General features: G+C 38.1%; 11 protein-coding genes. 1 reads left to right on the forward strand and 10 read right to left on the reverse strand.

Features of this window, described 5'->3' with window-relative positions:
- Positions 1-98 precede the first annotated feature (98 nt).
- Positions 99-1,550, forward strand: coding sequence for a TrkH family potassium uptake protein (locus HMPREF2794_RS20855; RefSeq protein WP_083312149.1), 1,452 nt, complete (start codon positions 99-101; stop codon positions 1,548-1,550).
- Between the two features lie 89 nt (positions 1,551-1,639).
- On the opposite strand, the gene HMPREF2794_RS20860 is transcribed toward HMPREF2794_RS20855, so the two are convergent.
- From HMPREF2794_RS20860 to HMPREF2794_RS20905, 10 genes are all read right to left on the reverse strand, one after another.
- Positions 1,640-3,022, reverse strand: coding sequence for an SGNH/GDSL hydrolase family protein (locus tag HMPREF2794_RS20860; RefSeq protein ID WP_055268594.1), 1,383 nt, complete (start codon positions 3,020-3,022; stop codon positions 1,640-1,642).
- Positions 3,023-3,115: 93 nt separating this feature from the next.
- Entirely contained in the window at positions 3,116-4,654 is a 1,539-nt protein-coding gene (locus HMPREF2794_RS20865; RefSeq protein WP_055268593.1) for a family 43 glycosylhydrolase, read from the reverse strand.
- Positions 4,655-4,660: 6 nt separating this feature from the next.
- The gene (locus tag HMPREF2794_RS20870) at positions 4,661-5,794 is read right to left on the reverse strand and encodes a glycoside hydrolase family 130 protein (RefSeq protein WP_010536683.1); all 1,134 of its coding nucleotides are present in this window, start codon (positions 5,792-5,794) and stop codon (positions 4,661-4,663) included.
- Between the two features lie 26 nt (positions 5,795-5,820).
- A complete protein-coding gene (locus HMPREF2794_RS20875) occupies positions 5,821-7,974 on the reverse strand; it encodes a GH92 family glycosyl hydrolase (protein WP_055268592.1) in 2,154 nt (717 codons plus the stop codon).
- 117 nt (positions 7,975-8,091) lie between these two features.
- Entirely contained in the window at positions 8,092-10,365 is a 2,274-nt protein-coding gene (locus tag HMPREF2794_RS20880) for a GH92 family glycosyl hydrolase (RefSeq protein WP_055268591.1), read from the reverse strand.
- A 37-nt stretch (positions 10,366-10,402) separates the two neighbouring features.
- Entirely contained in the window at positions 10,403-12,391 is a 1,989-nt protein-coding gene (locus HMPREF2794_RS20885) for a sialate O-acetylesterase (RefSeq protein ID WP_055268590.1), read from the reverse strand.
- A 153-nt stretch (positions 12,392-12,544) separates the two neighbouring features.
- Positions 12,545-15,625 (reverse strand): SusC/RagA family TonB-linked outer membrane protein, encoded by a 3,081-nt coding sequence (locus HMPREF2794_RS20890; RefSeq protein ID WP_055268589.1) that lies wholly within the window; start codon positions 15,623-15,625, stop codon positions 12,545-12,547.
- Positions 15,626-15,629: 4 nt separating this feature from the next.
- Positions 15,630-17,426: a RagB/SusD family nutrient uptake outer membrane protein gene (locus tag HMPREF2794_RS20895; RefSeq protein WP_070752556.1), complete on the reverse strand. Its 1,797-nt coding sequence runs from the start codon at positions 17,424-17,426 to the stop codon at positions 15,630-15,632.
- A 6-nt stretch (positions 17,427-17,432) separates the two neighbouring features.
- Complete coding sequence (locus HMPREF2794_RS20900) at positions 17,433-20,567, reverse strand: SusC/RagA family TonB-linked outer membrane protein (RefSeq protein WP_055268588.1); 3,135 nt, start codon at positions 20,565-20,567, stop codon at positions 17,433-17,435.
- A 23-nt stretch (positions 20,568-20,590) separates the two neighbouring features.
- Positions 20,591-21,643 carry a DUF4961 domain-containing protein gene (locus HMPREF2794_RS20905; RefSeq protein WP_010536677.1) on the reverse strand — a complete coding sequence of 351 codons (1,053 nt, stop codon included), beginning with the start codon at positions 21,641-21,643 and terminating at the stop codon, positions 20,591-20,593.
- Positions 21,644-21,659 lie beyond the last annotated feature (16 nt).

Here is a 21,659-nt window from a genome sequence, read left to right on the forward strand (position 1 = left end):
CAAGTATTAGGTGTTAAGTATCAGGTATTAAGTATTAGGTACTAACCGTAGCCGCTTATACTTGGCGCATAATACTTAATACCTAAAACAGACTGTTTATGATTAATTCGAAGATGATATATCGCATCATGGGGTTTCTGTTACTGATAGAAACAGCTATGTTAATGTGTTGTGGTGGCGTTTCACTATTCTATAAGGAAGACGACTTAAATAGTTTCCTGCTTTCATCAGCTATCACAACCTTCGTAGGGGTGATTATGCTCGCTATCGGAAGAGGGGCTGAGAAATCACTCAACCGTCGCGACGGATATGTTATTGTCAGTGTAGCCTGGATCACATTCTCTCTTTTTGGAATGTTGCCTTATTATATAGGTGGTTATATTCCAAATGTTACTGATGCCTTCTTCGAGACTATGTCCGGATTTAGCAGTACAGGTGCCACCATCATGAACAATATAGAATCAATGCCTCACGGCATCCTCTTCTGGCGGGCAATGACACAATGGATAGGTGGTTTGGGAATTGTGTTCTTTACGATTGCTGTTCTTCCGATTTTTGGTATGGGAGGTATCCAGGTATTTGCAGCCGAAGCCAGCGGTCCTACTCACGACAAAGTACACCCACGTATCGGAGTTACTGCCAAATGGATCTGGGGAATCTATGCCGGAATGACCGGAACACTGATTATCTTACTGGTATTTGGAGGGATGGGGCTTTTCGACAGCATCTGCCATGCTTTTACTACTACCAGTACTGGCGGATTCTCTACTAAACAAACAAGCATTGAATATTATCACTCGCCTTACATAGATTATGTGATATCTATTTTCATGTTTCTATCGGGAGTCAATTTCACTTTATTATTGTTGATGTTCAACGGAAAAATAAAGAAGTTCATTCATGATGCCGAACTGAAGTTCTATTTCATATCTGTTGCTTTTTTCACAATTTTCATTGCTGTCTGGCTTTATCAGACCAGTTCGATGGGAGCAGAAGAGGCATTCCGAAAGTCTCTGTTTCAAGTTATATCACTGCAGACTTCCACCGGTTTTGCTACTGCTGACTATATGCTCTGGCCTTCTATTCTTTGGGGCTGTCTTCTTATCGTTATGATAATAGGGGCTTGTGCAGGTAGTACGACAGGCGGTATCAAATGTATCCGCATGGTCATTCTCTTCAAGGTTGCCAAGAATGAGTTTAAACATATTCTGCACCCCAATGCTGTATTACCCGTACGAGTGAATAAACAGGTTATCTCCCCTTCTATCCAGTCCACCGTACTGGCTTTCACATTCTTATATGCAGTTATCGCTATTGTCAGCATACTTATTATGATGGGATTCGGAGTAGGATTCCTTGAATCAATCGGAACAGTCATATCAAGCATCGGTAACATGGGACCGGGACTCGGCACGTGTGGCCCAGCCTTCTCGTGGAGTGAATTGCCTGATGCAGCCAAATGGCTACTCTCCTTTCTGATGCTTCTCGGACGTCTGGAGCTATTTACGGTATTGCTGCTGTTCAGTTCCGACTTTTGGAAAAAGAATTAATTGAACATCATATATAAAAAAGGTGCCGACTATTAGCCGGCACCACAATACACCAATTCAAACCTTTACTAACTTATCTAAAACCAATATTATATCTTTCTCAGAATAATCTTTCTTACTACTGGTTTGTTGATTTCGTAAATCTTGGAAACCAGAACATCCATCTCTTGTTCACGTGCATCACGAATCTCTTTAAACATCATCTTTGAATAAAGATCTCGACGTCCCTTCAACCACATGTTCTTCTCTACATTTTCATCCATCACTTCAATAGCCTTTCTGTCATTAGCAAACAATAAACCTTTTTGTTGGAAGAAACCAAACTGGCACCACGCATATTCTCTAAATGTTCTTTCAAGTTCCCAACGGTACTCATTGAGATGCATGATAGCTAATGCCTGCTGGTATTGTGGAGTTTTAGATTCTGCAGCCAAGTTTATACCCTTTGCCAAATCAGCAGCATCCCAGGTTCCTATTTCCTGATTGTCAATCAACAGTTTATATTGCCCCTTCAAACCGGTAACTTTCAGCAATTCTGTGTTCATTTCTTCCATAAAAGGAACTTCTTTTATAACTTCTGCCTGACTCTTCTTAGATCCCCAACCACGTGCAATAGTATCCAAAGGATAAGGCAATGCCTCTGCCAGATAATCAAAACTAATATCTTTGCCTATCTTCTTTATATTCGAGATGGTACAACCTTCTGCCTTCACTGCTTGTTTCTTATTCGCATTGATTTCCATGTTGGCCACATCTTTACCAGCAAAACCTTGTGCTTTCAGGAAAAGATAAGCCATCACCATATGACCGTCATTGTCCGGATGGATACGATCGTTACCACAAAGAGTAAAACTAGGATCTTTTTGTTGAAGTTCCTGATTTATAGCTACCATAGGTGCATTCCAATCTGTGAATTCCCAACCATTTCTTGCAGCAGATTCTCTTTGATATTCTATGATTCTCTTAATAGTCTCATTTTTTTTCTTAAAGACCGTATTGTCCTTTATTTGCGCAGTTTCGTCATAAGGAGAAGTTCCCGTCATTACAATACGAGTATGTGGCAACTCCTTGAAGCGTTTTTCCATCTGCTGGAAGTTTTTGATGCTTTCCTGATACTTCTGTTCACCAAATTCTTTCGCATTATCACCATTATATTCATAATAACCGGAATCATTCATACCGAAAGTTACCATCAATACAGTAGGATTTTTGCTAAAAATGTCGCCATCCAAACGTTTATTCATATCATACGCTGTATCACCTCCGATACCTCCATTGAATATGCGAATAGGCATATTCGGGAAACGGGTCATGTAATACAACCAGATAAATGAATGGTAACGACCACCATCCGTAATACTATTTCCTAAAAACACAGCTCTGTCACCTTCCTTAAAAGGTTTCACAGTCTGAGCAAACGCAGTAGTATACGCCATGCAAACTGCTGCAACTAATACTAAAAACTTTTTCATTTTATCAATCTATATTTTACAAATACTGTTAATCTACTATGAGGGATAATTTAATAGTATAAACTAAAAATTTTATCACCATCTACTTTCTTTTTATTTTAAATTCTTCATTTTAAAATAAGAAAACTCTGCCGGTACATCCTTATCTCCATAATGTAGTAATCCCGGACGCTGCACTCTATCCCAACGAATCAAGGATTTACCCTTGAAAGGGGTATTCTGCACAGATTGCCATGTTTTTCCATCCAGACTTTTATAAAAGTGGAATATACACCCCTGTTCAACTTCCAATTTCAAATATATCTCTTTACTTGCAAAAGCTGAATCATAAAGTACTGACTCAATATCGTCTTTCACCACTTTCAAAATAAGTTTATCTCCTTCAATTCCCCAAGCAATCAGGTTTTTATCATCGCCATACAAGGTCAATCCTTTCAGTCCTTTGCCTGTGTTTATTACTTTCGTCTCACAGCTATACTGTGGAGATTGAGGACGTAAACATAATGCTGTACCATATTTATTGTTATTCTTTGGAGTACCGGATAAAAATAACTTTCCTTTCTTTAGCACAGCGTGTATATCTGAATAAGGATAATTCCACGTCCAATCAACTTTCAATTGATTCCCCTTAAAATTATCTTCAAAATCCGAAAGAGGCTCTTGCTTTGTACCGACAAAAGGTACAGGCTGTTCAGCTATAGCCAAATTCCCAGTCTGGAAACGCACCCAATGATCATCCGTCATTTCCATTTCTTGCAAAATCGGTTGACGCCCGATAAAGAAACCATCTCCCTTCAAATAAGCGTGACACATATAAAACATACGACCATCAGATGTTCTCACCACAGTACCATGACCACATGATTTATAATCTCCTTCTCCGCCATGAAGAATGGGGTTTCCAGAATATTTTTCATAAGGTCCACCATAATTCCTTGCACGTGCTACATATACATCATAGTCACTAGAAGGACCACAACATCCATGGGCAGCGTATACTATATAATAGTAGTCGCCTTTTTTAAAATGGTACTGTCCTTCCATACCGATTCCCTTTTCATCTACTAAAAGAGTAAAAGGTTCACCATCCAAATGCAAACCATCAGCGGACAGTTTACATCCTAACAATTCTATCGGACGCGTATCCAAACCATAAGCTTTCCAACTGATATACAATTGCCCGTTATCATCATAAATAAATGCATCGATAGCTTCCTTTCCATACTCTACAATCGGACCATGATCGGTAAATTCATGTAAAGGAGAATCAGACGTAGCTACTCCAATATATGATATTCCAGTACTTTTTTGGCGGGCGGTATAATAACAATAAACTTTATTATTATGATAAAACAATTCTGGTGCCCAAAATGAATTAGAAGTCCAGGACGGTTGCTTGGTAAAAACATGCCCTACCTGTTTCCAGTTTACCAGATCCTTGGAGGTAAACATTGGATAAAAAGGTGCCCATTCCGAAGAGGTACCCGTAGCATAATATGTATCTTCAACCCGAATGACGGAAGGATCGGGTACATCTCCCCGAATAACAGGATTTGTGAAGTAGTTGTGTTCTTGTGCCACCATTTGCAATACAAAACAAATACCAAACAAAAAGAGTCCTATCTTTTTCATTGCATTTTATTTCTTAAAAGAATCATACACAGCAACTGCTACACGTGAATCTGCACAACCATAATATAAGTACCATTTCTGATTATGGAATACTAAACCTTCTATAAATACTGTTCCCGCGGGATATTGTCCGCTCTTCTCAAAATCTGATTCCGGAATATAGAATGGTTTATCCAATTGGTCAATCAATTTAGTCGGATCTTTAGCATCAAATAATGCTTGCCCGGCACAATAAGAATTAGCAGTATACAATGTATCCCCCTCTGCACCTGACTTATTCTTACCATTATAAAGCAATAAAATACCTTTATCAGTCATGATTGCAGGTGGACCACACTCTGTCAGGTCACTATCAAATTTACCTTCACGAGGAGTAATTACTTTCAGAAAGTCTCCTTTTTCATCAAGCATTGGTTCCCAATTAATCAAATCCGTGGAAGTAGCTACGTTTACAAATTTTTCTCCCCAATACATCCAATATTTTCCATCAATTTTAGCAATCACTTGTTTGCCATCTACCAATTTTGTGACAATAGAAGCTGATTTGGAAAATTCATCAAAAAAACGTCCGCCATATGCTTTTGCAAAAGCCGGACCATATTTTTCCCATATCTGAAGATCACGAGAAGTAGCTACGGCAAGACGGGCCTGCTTACGATTCCATTGTGTATAAAGCATTACATAAAGGCCATCCTCTGTCACAGCAACTCGCGGATCTTCACACCCCCCTGGCCATTCCAATTCTTTCTGGTTATCATCTGCCGGATAAAATACAGGAACAGTCATCCGGTTAAAATGCAAACCATCATCAGAATAAGCATACCCTAAGCGAGAAGTGCGTGAACCAATTCCTACCGCCGAATTATCTTCTGCCCGGTAAAGCACAACCACTTTACCATCATAAATTGTAGCAGCCGGATTAAAAGTATCACTAGATTCCCATGCTACCGAATCCTGTCTCATTGGGCAATAAAAAACAGTAGTGGTATCAGGAGAAACAATTGGGTTAATACCTTCCGGGCGTTGAAAATCCGCCCATGCCCAATCGGGAAATTCAGATGTTTGCTTCTTCTCTCCACAGGAAGTAATCACTGCTGCAACCATCAATAAATAAGCTATATGTTGAAATTTTCTTTTCATGATTGTTCTTTATAATAGTTCATTAATTAAGGAAAAGATGGTGGAACAACCTTTGCTCCCCACTTCATATCCGGTTTACCCGAAGTACTGTATTCGATAGTAGCTCCGCTGTTGAGTTGATCCCAGTCTATCCATGTACTTTCATGTGATTTTCCGTTTAGCTTCATGGATTTGATATAGATGTCCTTTTCTGAACCTCCCTTTATCACAATATCACCTTTTTTCAAATGCACCTTAACAGATGAAAAGATTGGAGTATTTATCGTAAATCCCCCCACGCCCGGAATCTCCGGATAAAGCCCGATACAAGCAAACACATACCAAGCCCCCATTGTACCCAGATCGTCATTTCCCGGAAGACCGTCTATCTTACTTGAATATTGCTCATTCAACACACGATTAATGATTTCTTGTGTTTTGTATGGACGACCAATCCAATTATATATCCAAGGTATGTGGAAACTCGGCTCATTGCCGGAAGCAAACCATGCATCGTTATATCCGGCATCCAGGCGCGTAAAGAATTCATCCAACCGTTTCTCGGCTTTTTCCTTACCACCTATTATTTCTACCAAACCGACAATATCATAAGGCACCATCCAAAAATAATTCTTATAAGTAGATTCACGGAAGTCTTCACCAAGAGATTTCCATGATCCGTCCGGATTACGTGATTGTAGCCAACCTGTGTCCGGATTATACAAATTCTTCCATGAACGGGCAAAATGGAAATAACGCCAACTGGCAAATTCATCTCCCACTGCATGCAATGCAAACTGTCCGATAGCAAAATCTGCTGAGGTATACTCCAATTGAATAGATGCATTATAATAACCCTTATCCAAATATTGCTTCAATCCCGGGCGAGTCTCCACATCTTGCGACTTAGAACCCGGTTCCTCCGCCCCTTTTCTCATAATCTTGAAGATAGGTTTCGGATCATAGTTACGAGCTCCGAAAGCATAAGCATTAGCAATCAGAATAGGAGTCGGATCTCCCTGCATTACCCCTGTTTCAATATTAGCCATCACCCAACGAGGAAAAGAACCACCGGACTGTTCTGCAAATAATTGATGGGAAATAACAATATCGGAAGCTACCTCCGGATCAAGCATGGATAATAATTGAATCTGTGTACGATATGTATCCCAATTACTAAAAGAAGTATAATGTTTAGAACGTGACTTATGCACTCTGAAATCCGCTCCCATATATTCCCCATTTACATCGCTACAAACATTCGGGTGAATAAATGAACGATATAAATGTGTATAGAATTGGGTCGTACGATCGGGATTGGTACCCTCCACTTCAATCATACCCAAATAATGATTCCATTTTGCCTCCGCTTGATTCTGTATCTTTTGGAAATCCCATTCTGTATTTTCGGCTTTCAAATTTTCACGTGCATTCTCTACTGAAACATAAGAAACTCCAATCTTATATTGAATATTCTTCTTTTTGTTTACATCGAAAGTAAAGTATACACCAGAATACTCTCCTTCCGCAAAAGTTGTATTTGGCATCAATTCTTCTCTTTTCCATGTACCGGTTTCTAAAGCATCGGTATCAAACTCTGCAACAAAATAGACTTTATACGGAGTACGAAGTCCACAGAAATTTCCTCCTTCTGCATAACCTTCACACTTATTCGGGGCAGTAATAACAATAGCAGCCTGTTCAATAGGAGTTGCAGAAATACCTCCACCGATGATTATTGTACCATATTGTTGATCTGCCGGATATTCATAGCTAGCCATCCCCGTTCGCTCGGTCACTGTCAGTTTTGCTTTGATATCCTCTTGCACCATAGCCTCATAATAACCGGCATGTCCTTTTTCTTCAGATATATTTATACGATAGTTAAGGATATTATCTGGAGACATTTTCAGTTTTCCTTTCACTGGAAAAGTAGGAAAATTTCCCATATGCTCACAACCACCACCACTCAACTGATTGATGACAAACCCCGACCTTTTAGAGAAATAAGATGGAGTAAATTGCACCATTCCGTAAGGATAAGTTGCTCCCGGATAGAGATATCCGGAAGTCAGTCCGGTACCTTTTGTTCCAATCAATGTATTGACTTGGCAAGCATAATCATCAGCCACAGCTTGTGTTGCAACCATTCCTCCTAAAATAAGAGAGAACAATAAACTAAATAAGAATTTATATTTCATTCCGGATGTTCTTTAGTAGAGTCTATTTCGAATAAGAAACAGGAATACCACTAATAGTATCCTATTTCGTTATTCGAATAAAATCTATCGTATTATTGAACTTTATTCTTTGATTCTTTATTCTTTAGACAAAGAGAAAGGAGCAGCATACTTCGAAGTACATCTTTCTTTATTAGGTTGGCTTCCCATTTCAAATTTTAAGACTCCTCCTTCTGCTATATCATCATAATGGATATAGTTTTTATCTAAAAGTCTGCCATTCAAAGTAGCTGATTGTATATACAAATTTTCTTTACTATTTTCCGGTGCTTCAATCACAAACTTATTGCCATTTTCCATGGTTATGGTAGCCTTCTTAAATAATGGGCTGCCAATCACATATTCATCTGTACCCGGACAAACAGCATATATACCCAATGAACTCAGAATATACCATGAAGACATACCGCCTTGGTCTTCATCACCCGGATAACCTTTCTCTGTTGAGTTATATAATCTTTCAACAATCTGACGTACCCAATATTGAGTTTTCCACGGCTGACCTGCATAGCAATACAAATAAGGCATGTGTTGAATCGGCTGATTTCCGTGTGCATATTGTCCCATATTAGCTAGCTCCATTTCTTTCATTTCATGAATAATCCCGCCATAAGTACCTGGTTTAATTACATTAGGAATAGTAAATACAGAATCTATTTTAGTAGTAAACTTCTCATCACTTCCAAACAAATCAATCAAACCTTGTACATCATGGAACACTGACCATGTATAATGCCATGCATTTCCTTCACAGAAAGGTCCACCCCATTCTAGTGGATCGAATGGTTCCTGCCATTTACCATCAACACCCTTTCCACGCATAAATCCGATAGACTTATCAAAGACATTTTTATAGTTGAACATCTGACGGGCAAATACTTCCTGGTAATGTTTATTTCCAACCATTTTAGCAAGTTGATATCCGCAGAAATCATCATATGCATATTCCATTGTTTGTGCACTAGAACCCATTGATTCAGGATAAGGGACATATCCTAACTGGAAATATTCTTTCCAGAATCCACGTCCGTTAGCACCACCCCAAGGACCTTTATTCATTGCCTCATGCGCATAAGCCTCCAGCGCTTTTTCAGGATCAAAATCACGAATCCCTTTTGCCCATGCATCTGCCAGCAGTGAAATAGAATGATTACCTAACATTCCTCCTGTTTCACCCGGGGAAGACCATGAAGGTAACCAACCGCATTGTTCCTGTGCTGCCAGAAGAGCATTCATATAACGTCCCTGCATTGTTGGATGCAAAATGTTTGTCAAAGGAAATTGAGAACGGAATGTATCCCAAAATCCATTATCAGTATACATGTAACCATCATAAATCTTACCATTATATGGGCTATAATAATACGGTTCACCATTTTCTTTGCGTTCGTAGAATTTACGAGAGAATAAGTTAGCACGGAAAAGACAAGAGTAGAAAGTCTTCATCTGTTCGTCCGTACATCCTTCAACTACAATTCTATTCAGTACTTCATTCCAAGTCTTCTGACCACGTGCTTTCGTTACTTCCAGATTCTTATCTTTACCGAGTTCTTTATTTAAAGTTATCAGAGCCTGCTCTGCACTTATGTATGAGGAAGCTGCTTTAGCCTGAACCTTCGAGCCTTTTTTAAATTTAATAAATGCACCATATCCTTTACCTGATCCATCTAATTTCTGTGGAAACACTTCATCCTTTTGGTTTTCCCATACGCCGTAATCTTCGAAAGATTTATCAAATTGAACAACAAAATAGTTACGGAATGATTTTGAATCGTTCACAAAACGTTGATTATTTACCCAACCGGAGATTTGTCTCTTAGCCGGATCAATTTTGATTTCACTCATATCCGTATATCCGTCAAGTACCAAATAAGCATCTCCTGTAGTAGGATAGGAAAAACGTAAATGTACACCACGGGTAGTCGGAGCCATTTCAGTAGTAATGCCATTATCGAATGTTACTTTATAATAATGAGGTTTAGCTATCTCATTATCGTGACTAAACTTAGTAGCACGGGCATCTTGATTTACAACCAACTCCCCTACCATCGGCATGAAAGAATATACAGCATAATCACTCACCCAAGGACTACATTGATGTGATTGGCTAAAAGCACGAATCTTATCAACAGCATACATATACTTAAATCCATCCCCATTTTTACCTGTTTGCGCAGACCACATATGCATACCATAAGGCATACCTGTAGTAGGATAAGTATTACCGTAGCTCAAACCAAAATTAGAATCGGTACCTTGTAACGTATTCACATACTGTACCAGATCTTTTAGCTGAGCATTCATCACAGTCGAATACAAAAAGAAGATAATTAAATAAACTAGTTTCTTCATGGTTTATTATTGAATTTATTAATTAAATAAAGACTTACTATTTATTGACATAAGTAATACCTTTCCAATCATCAGTACGGAAAGGAGACATTGGCAGATCCGCACCGTTATACATATTGCATATCGGATAATCAGCCCATGCATAACGTACTGCAACCGGGAGGGTAACTTCAGGTGAGGAAACAACAACTGTATTTCCTTCGATCACAGCATCTGCCCAATGAAATTTATGGTCTACACCAGCAATGGTAAATCCTTTCGGCATTTCGCCATTCGCCGTCTTCAGACCACCATCAATATGATCAAAGAAGATACGAATTTTATTTCCTTCAATCTTATAAGATTTATATATCGGACCGGAATAAGGAATCTTCTCGCCATAAGTCTGCGCCCGGGCCGCTAATGCCAAGCGTCTACCCACTTCTTGCTTGTTCTTCGGATGAATATCAAACTCCTCACCTATATCAATTGCCACAGCCATACCTGTATTTTGCAAATGTAAAGTCCGAGTTTGAGCTTCTCTCAATTCCGCCCAAGTAGATTCAACAGGAGCTGTTTGTTTCGCTGTAAAACTAGCTAACTGCACCATATAGAAAGGGAAATCATATCCCCAGCGATTTCTCCAATCAGTAATCATCAACGGCATTAAATCACGATACTGAAAAGCCTCTCCCGCATTTGATTCTCCCTGATACCAGATGGCTCCTTTGATAGCATAGGGAATCAGTGGATTAAGCATAGCATTAAATAAGAAAGTAGGAGAATTTGGATTCCATGACATATCAACAGGCATTGGTGCAACCTCTCTCATATCTAAAGAAACCTGATATTTCCAATTACCAGCCAACTGGATAGCTTCTGTATCGGAAAGATGAAGTGAAATACTTTCAGGACTTCCATTGATACCACCAGTACCACCAGTATCCATTACACGTACAGCAATCACCGCTTTTCCCTTCTTCACAAGTTCTTTCGGAATCTTATAGCTTCTAGGTGCCATCCATCCTTCTGTATGTCCTATCTGTATACCATTGAAATAAGTAAAATCATTATCATCAATAACACCTAAATTCAAGATCAAGTCTTTTCCTGCCCAACCAGCCGGGATATCAATTGTTTTCCTAAACCAAACAAGCCCACTAAATCCTGGTAAATCTTGTTCTTGCATCAAACCTGGAACTTTCATAGATTTCCATGCCGCATCGTTAAAATCAGGAGCTGCCCATATAGCCTCCCCATTAACACACCCCTTGTCAATTCTTTCAACTTCAGATTTCCAAGTCTCAACATCTTCTTCAAACTTTTTCTTGCGTCCTTCCTGAGATGCAGGCAAACCGACCAATGCTTCGAGTCTTTTCTTCATACTCGGTATAGTGGCTAACGCCTCGTTACTGGTCCATGTTTCTATGATTGTTCCTCCCCAAGATGTATCAATCAACCCAATTGGCACATTACGGTATTTATTTAAATCACGTCCAAAGAAGTAACCTGCTGCAGAAAAGTCCGCTACACTCTTTGATGTACACACTTGCCAACCATTCTCTTTTGCTGTAATATTCTCAACAGGTGTAGGACTCATCGCATTTTCTACCAGTAAGAAACGAATATTAGGATAATTATTTGCCTCTTCTTTCTCCTGTTCATAGTTCTTCACCTTGCCCCAACCTTCTACCTGCATTTCCATGTTGGATTGTCCGGAACATATCCAGACTTCACCAATCATTACATTAGAAAGTTTCACCTTTTTACCATCAGAAATTGTAATATTATAAGGGCCACCCGCTACTGGGGTAGCAACTTTCGTACTCCATTTTCCTTGTTCATCAGCTTGAATAGTATATTTCTTCTGATCCCATGAAGTCGTAATTTCTACTTTCTTATTAGGCTTAGACTCGCCCCAGATAGGGGCTTGCGTTTGTTGCTGCAACACCATATTATCCGAAAATATCGGAAGCAATTTCACTTGTGCAGAGAGTGTAGCACTCCCTAATAGAAAGAATAGAGAGATTGCAAGATTCTTATTCATATTAACTACTTTTTTATAGTATACAATGTTTCAATTTATTTTATGACGAACAAATATACAATAACCACTAAACTTACTCCTTAAAAAAGTAAAAAGAGAATAATGTTTTTATAGCAAACATTATTCTCTTTTTATCTAAGCTCTACTTATTTACTAGAAGCCCAACTGAACTCCAAAGTTTATAACACGCTGATTCATATAAGCATCACCTGCTGTATTGGTCTTAATTTCAGGGTCTTGCTGATATTTATCATAACCGGTAAAAGTCAGTAAGTTATAAGCATTTACATAAAAACGGACATTGTCTAAGAACTTAGGTAATGCTGTCTTGGGAAGTTGATAACCCAAGTCAACAGTCTTCAAACGAATATACCATGCATTAATCAGCCAAAAATCCGAATTATAAGCAGAAGCACTGTTTATTGTACCATCTTGCATTGTCAAACGTGGGAACTCAATACTTTCTCCATTTTCATAACGTTCCTGTGTCCAACGCTTTTGGTGAAGTGGCTGGAACTGACTCTTACCAGACTCAATCCCTGTTCCATTGATAGCAAAACTATAATCAAACGATCCTTGGAATAATACACTGATACTAAACCCTTTCCAACTTCCTCCAATCGTCCATCCCAATGTTGTAGTAGGTAAGTTCGGTTTACCAATAGCACGTTTATCAAAATCATTGATAGTACCATCACCATTCAAATCTGCATACTTTAAGTCACCTGCCTGCACAGCAATATCAGGTTTAGCCGGAGCGTCCGCAGCACCAGAATTAATCTTTTCAATATCTTCCGGTGTATAATAGCCAATCCAATGATAACCAAAAGGCTGCCCAATCTGTCTACCCGTTTCTCTCAACCATTCATATTTCTGTTGAGCCTCAGCTTTATAATCGACTCGATTTTTAGCATAACCAAATACAAAATTGGTATTAAAGTTGAAGTTACCAAAACGGTCTTGATAACCAATCTGTCCATCAAAACCTTTATTGGTAGTTTCTGCTACATTTTCAGGAGACAAGCCGATACCTAATATGTCCGGAATATCATTTCTAGTAACTAGCTGATCATAACGTTTATCTATAAACCAGTCGAAAGTCAAGGAGAATTTATCAAACAAATTCATATCTACACCAACATTAAACTTTCTCGCTTTCTCCCACGTTACATTTAAATTTCCTAAATCACCTTCTTTAATGCCACTAACACCAAAGTTGTTACCTTCACCAAAAGCATAAGAATCACCTGTTTTATATACCTGCCGATACAGATAACGATCGCCGCTTGCTACATCTGACCCTACAAGACCATAAGAAGTTCTAAACTTCAATAACTGCACATTCCTTCCCAACCAGTCTACATTCTTGAAAAAGTCTTCTTGAGAGATAGCATAACCTATAGCCAATGCTGGAAAGAATCCGAAATTGTTATCTTTACCAAAACGATCGGTCCCATTATATGCCATGTTCAAATCTACCAAATATTTATTTTTATATTTATAGCCTAGCTGCATCGTATAACCTTCGAAATTATTGGGAACAGCTGCATCCTTTTCATTTGTTGTACTCTGACGATTGTACAAAAACATAACATTTACATCATGTGCATTATTGAAAACATGGGCATATTTCAAAGATGCTTTGATATTCAAATCTTTGATAGCTTTATCTGTACTGTTATATACAAAATACTGCTCATAATCATAGACTCCATTCGGATTGATATTATACAAACCTGTTGTAGAATCGTAATGATAAGTCGGATATCGTGTACGCATCACTGCACGATAATTTTCATCACTACTGGAATATGCCAATTGAAAATCAGCTGCAAGCCCTGGCGTTAAGAAGTCCATCTTCCATGTTGCACCATACAAAATATTATTATCATTACGTCTAGTACGTTTATATCCTTCATTTGCCAACCGTGCGTTCAATGTCGGTTTTCTATCTTGCGTATCATATAAATAAGCAAATGAACCATCCGGATTCAAAAGTGGAGCCGAATAAGGGTGCATCTTAGAGAAATCATAAAGCTCACCTGTTACATTCATATTGTACGGTTCATTGATATCCATGAAGCGCGAAGAAACATCTAAACGCATATTGAAGTTATCAGTCACATCAAAATCAAGATTAGTGCGATAGTTGAAACGACGATAGGAATAATTAGGATTCACACCATCACCAGAATTCCCCCCAAAGTCTTTTACCAAGCCATTCTGAGTAAAATATCCCGCAGAAACAAAATATCTCAATTTCTTAGAACCACCTGAGACATCAACATTTATGTTCTCCTGAAATGCCATTTTCTTAAAAATCTCATCATACCAATTGACATCAGGATGCCCATAAGGATCAGTATGATCTCTGAAAGCGATCATATCGTCTTCAGTATACGGGAAATCAGACAAAGTACCATCATTCGTATGTGCTTCCTTTACTAATTGTAAAGATTCGTAAGCGTTCAGAAATTTAGGCGTACGAACTGGGGTTTGCATACCTGTTTCCAAACGTACATTAATTTTCGGTTTACCTTGCTCCCCACGACGTGTTTTTACTACTAATACACCATTAGCACCTTTGATACCATAGATGGCCGTAGTAGAAGCATCCTTCAATATTGATATACTTTCAATTTCGTTGACATTAATTTGAGACAACTGTTCATAAGTATACTGCATGTCATCCACCATAATCAACGGTTTGTTACCATCATTATTCAAAGAACTGACACCGCGGATAAAGAAGTCGGAAGCATCTTTACCAGGTTGCCCAGACTGTTGCTGACTAAAAAAACCCGGCAGCTTTCCTGTCAAAGCATTCTGTACACTACTAGTTGGAACATTACGAATCTCACGTGCCTGTATTCCACTAACTGCACCTGTCAACGTTATACGCTTAGCCTTACCATAACCAACGACAACGACTTCATCCAAATTTGTTTGATCAGGAGCCAATTCTACATTCAGCATTTGCTGACTATTTACTTTAATGCTTTGTTTCTTAAAACCGATATAAGAAAACTCCAATACAGCACCTTTGTTTACATTTAATTGGAAATTACCGTCAATATCGGTAATTGTACCCACTGTTGTACCTTGTATTTTTACATTTACCCCCGGCAACAACTCACCGTCGGCTGAAGAGACAATTCCCTTCAAAACGAACGATTGACCGAACGCCGACATAAAAAGGCTTATACATACTAATATTAATAATAGTCTTTTCATAATATTACCACTTCGGATTTTGAATCATGTTATCATTCTTAACTACCTCATTATATGGGATCGGATATAAATAGCGTTTCACATCAAACGTCGTACTTAGGACATCCACTTCATTGAAACTCGTAGTATTTCCTTTTACCCTAATCTCCAAACCTTCCAAAGGATTCTTAAATATCTCTTCAGCAATTCTCCATCTGCGAATATCCCAATATCGTTGTTCTTCAAATGCCATTTCAATACGCCGTTCGTTTTGAATCACTTCACGCATCTCTGCCTGTGTCATATTTTTCTTAAGCCCATAAGGAGATTCATCATTACTTGCTTCAATACCAGCACGTGCCCGTAATGCAATGATAGCATCGTACACATCCTGAGAAGGAGAAGAAAGGTACTCATTCATTGCCTCTGCATAATTCAACAACATCTCTGCATAACGAAACATAACCCAAAGATGTATCTTATTCCCATATTGAGACTCTTCACCGAATTTACCCATAAACTTACACATATAATAACCCGTCTTAGAATATTCAGCAGAGTTAGATGGATTATTAACTCCTCCGATTGAAATATCAAGCGTATTATTCAACCAAGATGACCCATGATGCAGTATTGTATAATCCAAACGCGGATCACGGTTTTCATATGGATTACTCTGATTAAGAGTATATTTACTACCTTGTCCAGCAAACATACCATCCTTCATAGGGAAAGCGTCTACCAAATTTTGAGTTGGAAGCGTACGTCCTTTACCTAAATTGTCACCAGAAAATCCTAAAGGCCCATTATTGCTTTCTATAGACTTATCTTCACCCCCCGGACGATAAAAGATGACTTCAGGATTATTAGTCTTATTATAAAAACCTAAAAAGACGTCACGAAAATCCCGATTATCGCCATCAGATGTAGACTGTGTTAAACCATATGCCCCATTACCATTCGGACCGTACTCATCAATAAATGTCTTGGCAGCTTTAGCCGCATCATTCCAACGCTCTCTATCATAAGAAGCATAGCCTATCAATTCATTACCAATCTCAATAGGACGTTCATTAAATAAAGGACTCGCTGCATATAATAGCACTCGAGACTTTAAAGCTAGACAAGCCTCACGAGTAGGAGTATGTGCATATTGTTCAAAATCAGGCATTGGATTGGTACGCAAATCATCTTTAATATCATCTAATTCATCACAAATATACTGTACACATTGCTCAAAAGTATTTCTTGGGATCTCCATATCATCACCCAATATATGTACATCATCCCCCATCAAAGGAACACCACCATAGCGTTTCACTAATTCGAAATAGAAATAAGCTCTCAAGAAACGCGCTTCTGCTTTCATTGTAACATTCAATGGTTTTGTTTCTCCCTTTGCGTTCTTATAAGTCAGCATAAAAGGGACAACATCAATATGATTAATTAGAATGTTTGCCTTACGGATTCCTGAATAATACTCTTTCCATCGCATGTCCGATTCAACACGTGTACTCGCAGTATACCGTCCCATTGCCAACTTATAAACATCCGGGTCAGAAACATTTATAGATATAGCATCATCAGACGCAGCATCTAAATAATCACTTCCTACACGATTGTGCCCGTTTTGCAACGTAGCATAAATATTATTCATAAACTTTACCGCATTCGTACCAAGAGAATCGGTTTTTGAAAATACAAAATCAATTGATACCAGTTCAACTGGCTCTGGTTCATACCCATCGGTACAGGATACAGCTGTAAACAACAATCCAGCTCCGATTAGCGTCAAATATTTATTTCGTATCATAGATATCATAGTATATTAGAATTTAACATTAATACCTGTGCTGATGCAACGTTGTAGCGGATAGTTACCGAAGCTAACTTCGGGGTCAACGAGTTCATTAGCAGCTTTTGTGAATAAGTTTTGTCCACTTACGAAAACCTTCACACGTGCTCCACCTAAATAATTACGACAGAATGAATCAGGTAAGTTATATCCTAAACTAACATTTTTCAACCGAATATAATTACCGGAACGTAACCAAAAAGAAGACCCCCAGCCATTACCTTGATTATACTTATTACCACCAGCACTCAACCTCGGGAAAGTTGCTGTAGCAGCAGTTTCTGGAGTCCATCGATCTAACATGTTTTCATATGCCTGTCCATAAACTTGTCCTTGAGTTTGAAAACCTTCCAATAAATTCCAATCACTCATTAAAACATCTTTATTGTACACTCCTTGCCAAAACATTGAGAATTCTAATCCACGCCATTCGAAACCTAAATCAATACCAAAATAAGAGAGTGGTTTATCGCCACCAATCATTACCTTATCAAAGTCATTGATAACTCCATCGTTATTCTGATCTTTGTACTTGATATCACCAGGCTGAATATTGTTAAATCCTTCAATTACAGGACTCTTTGTAATTTCGTCTTGAGAAGTGAAAAAACCTTCTGCCACCAAACCGAAGATTGCCCCTTTGGGCTTACCTGTAGTACGCAGATATTCATAAGGCACTTTTTGTTCGTCTTTATATAACACTTTACTTTGCTCACAACTCCAGTTAGCAGATGCATAATAATTAAAATCGCCAACGTGATCTTGATAGGTAATTGAGAATTCACCTCCATACCAACGTTCTTTAGCAATATTTTCATCTGGATAATTCTGGCCAATTAGTTCGATACTTTTTCCACGAGCCTGCAACAAGTCATAATATTTATCATTAAAATAATCAGCAGTTACCTGTAATTTATTGTTAAACAAAGCTATATCTACACCAATATTCAGTTTATTACCTTTTTCCCACGTTTGATATAAATTCGCCAGTTTATCTTTTTCTGTAAAACTTCCTGAACTTTGTCCTAAATTAGTCCCCAACCGATAATCATCACCTCCTGAGGAATAAGTCTGATAATACGTATAGTACCCAGCATTGTTCATACCATTACCTGTTTTACCATACACACCGCGTATCTTTAGTTGATTCAGCCACTCACAGTTTTCCATAAAATTCTCTTTGCTGATATCCCATCCTAAACCGAAAGCATAAAAGGTTCCCCACCTTCTGCCTGGAGCATAACGATTGTAATAACTTTCACTTAATGCTACCTGTGCAAAATATCGCCCCGCATAATCATAAGAGACATCACCTATAATATTTGATGGATATTCAGGAAGATCCCAGTTAGTAAGAGTATTTCGCGTATCTCCTAGAACACTGGCCTTAAATTTGTGCTTACCAAATTGACGTTCATAATCAACAGCAAGTTGACCATACATCTGCCGATAGGTAGACACAGAACTAAATGAATTTGATTGCGTTTTCTTTTCTCCATACCGAGTATAAACGTCATTGCCATCCTTATCAATAGTATAATCAAAAACTTCAGAAGTTTTTGTTCGTTTCGTAGTCGAACGATTCTGAGAAGTTACACTACCTACCATACGAACAGACAAGCCTTTAACTAACTTGCCAAAATCATAGCGCAAATTAATAGCTCCCAATACATCCCGAGCCCCATCTGTTATATAACCAGAGTTAATAGTCTGCGATAGCAAATTATTATTGAACGACTGACTACCTCCCCATGATCCATCCGGATTTGTCACAGGATATGCATTACTTGGAGTAGAATAAATTGAACTGAGAATATCATCATACCCATTTCCAGTCCCTCCTGGTTGGGTACCTTCTTCTATACGTCCCATCAAAGTAACTTTTGCAATCAAATCATCAGTTATATTGATGTTCACTTTAGAAGAAATCATATAACGATCAAATGTCATATTTGTATCGTGAGCATCTCCACCTGGATTTTTAAATAATCCATTTTCACCTACATAGCCTACACTAATAAAATATTGTGCGTACTTGTTACCACCTGTAGCATTCAAATTATAAGACTGAGTAGTCGAATTTTTGTTCATCAGTTCATCACACCAATTCACACTTGGATGTGTATACGGGCTGGAATGATCACGAAACTTAATAAAGTCATCATAAGAATAAAAGGGATTTTTACCATCATTCAGCAACGCCTCATTCAATAAATAAGCATATTGAGAAGTAGACAGCGGATTTAGTTTTTTCACAGAACTCTGCACACCAAACCGTCCAGTAAACGATAACTGAAATCCCTGTTTGATAGGATCTTTAGTAGTAATTACTAATGCACCACGAGAACTGCGCATCCCCAAAAACATAGATGACAAAGCATCCTTCTGAATTGATACCGATTCAATAGCATCAGGATCGATAGAATACAATTCTCTTTGCACACCATCCACTACCACCACCGGTGCATTGTGGCGTGATAGAACATTAAATTCCGTATTATCACTATATGCCTCTTTACCCAATGTAGGGCTATTAAAGTTAAAGATGGTTCCAGAAGAACTGGATTCAATTTGACTCTTACGTGCACCACGAGTACGTACAATATCTAATCCTAGTAAACGCCCTTGTAATGAAGGAAGAATAGTAGTTCCCATCAATGAACTAACCTGATCTGTATAAACCGTAGCAGCTGAACCTAAATAGCTTGCTTTATCTTTCGTATCATAAGGTCCATTTATTACATCTGGAAATTTCACGAACTCTTCTGTCAACGTTACTTTAAAAATACGTTCCAGATTTCTTAGCTTGTTCACCTTAATCTCCTTATGTAAAAAACCTGGATGAGAAAAACGAAGCATATCGCCCTTCTTATACTGAAATTCAAAAGCTCCATCATCACCTGTCACAGTCTTAAAATCAGTATTCTTCATCGTGATTACAACACCCGAGACAGGATTGCCATATTGATCGATTACCTTACCTGTAATATTAGCCGTTCCTCCTGCTTCTTGAGCCACCGCATTCAAATGTCCCAAGCCAAATAGTAGCCACATTACAAACCATGTGAAACAGTACCGACTATTTCTTTTATTCAAAATATTACGCATATAATCTTTTTTAAGGTTAAACTCTATTCACATTGAAACTCAAATACGAAAGGCTCTTTTATTCCTTCTTCTACCTCTTCTCCTTCATTATCTCTACTGTCATCTGACTGGGAAATAGATACTGTTCCATCTTCATTTGTGAAAATATACTCTATACGAGAAATTGTTTCACCGTCCGGAATGTTAAAAAATCCACCAGGCCAAAGAGTTACATTATATCTTGGCAATTTCGTTTCTCTTTTCATCAGTGTTTTCGCACTCTTTTCATTGACTGTATATATCTTTCCTTCTATCGTATAAGCAGTAGCTTCTATATACACATTCTCAGCTTTTATCAATTCATTGGTATTAATATCCCCTTGAAAAGTGAATGTTACATAATCATCTTGTAAAGCAGACAAAGGTTCAATTTGATAATAGTGCGTAGAACAAAAATCAATCACAGTACCTGATCCTTCTACCACTTCAAAGCAATCATCAGCATCCTTAACAGAATAATGAGCCTCGTCTCCTCCAATCCCATCACTAGAGTGATTGATAAAAAAACTTGGTCGGAATTTTAAGTTACTTTTTCCTGAATTACACTTAATTGTTACTGTATAATGTATTGTTCCATTTACACTAGAATAGTTATCTGATTTAAATGCAATCCATTCCATATCGTTCAAGACATTGCCTCGTACACCATATTTTTTTTTCAATGCCGCTGACCAACTCATACCTTTATAATTTGCAGGCTGTTCAGTATCCGGAATTACTGTCATTTTGTGATCCACTTCCGTTTCATACCTATCTTCTCTGTATGTCACAGTTGCATTCTGACGTACATTCCAACTTCTTGGAGCCAAGAATCCAACAATAAACGTTTCATTGCTTGCATCACCATCGATGTTTATTTCTCCACTAAACGTAAAAGTTGCAATTTCACCAGCCTTAATATAGGCAACCATCTCTCCAGCCTCGTTCTCTTGTCTAACATTTACCTCCTTAATCAAAAAGGAACATCCAAAGACTATTAAGGAAAGTACCAACAAAAAAGAGATTTTTATTCTATGTTTTTTAAAATAATATTTCATAAGCTTTTCTTTTTAA

Origin of the sequence: Bacteroides sp. HMSC067B03 (assembly GCF_001811315.1) — a bacterium.
In the GTDB taxonomy this organism is placed as follows: Bacteria; Bacteroidota; Bacteroidia; order Bacteroidales; family Bacteroidaceae; genus Bacteroides; species Bacteroides faecis.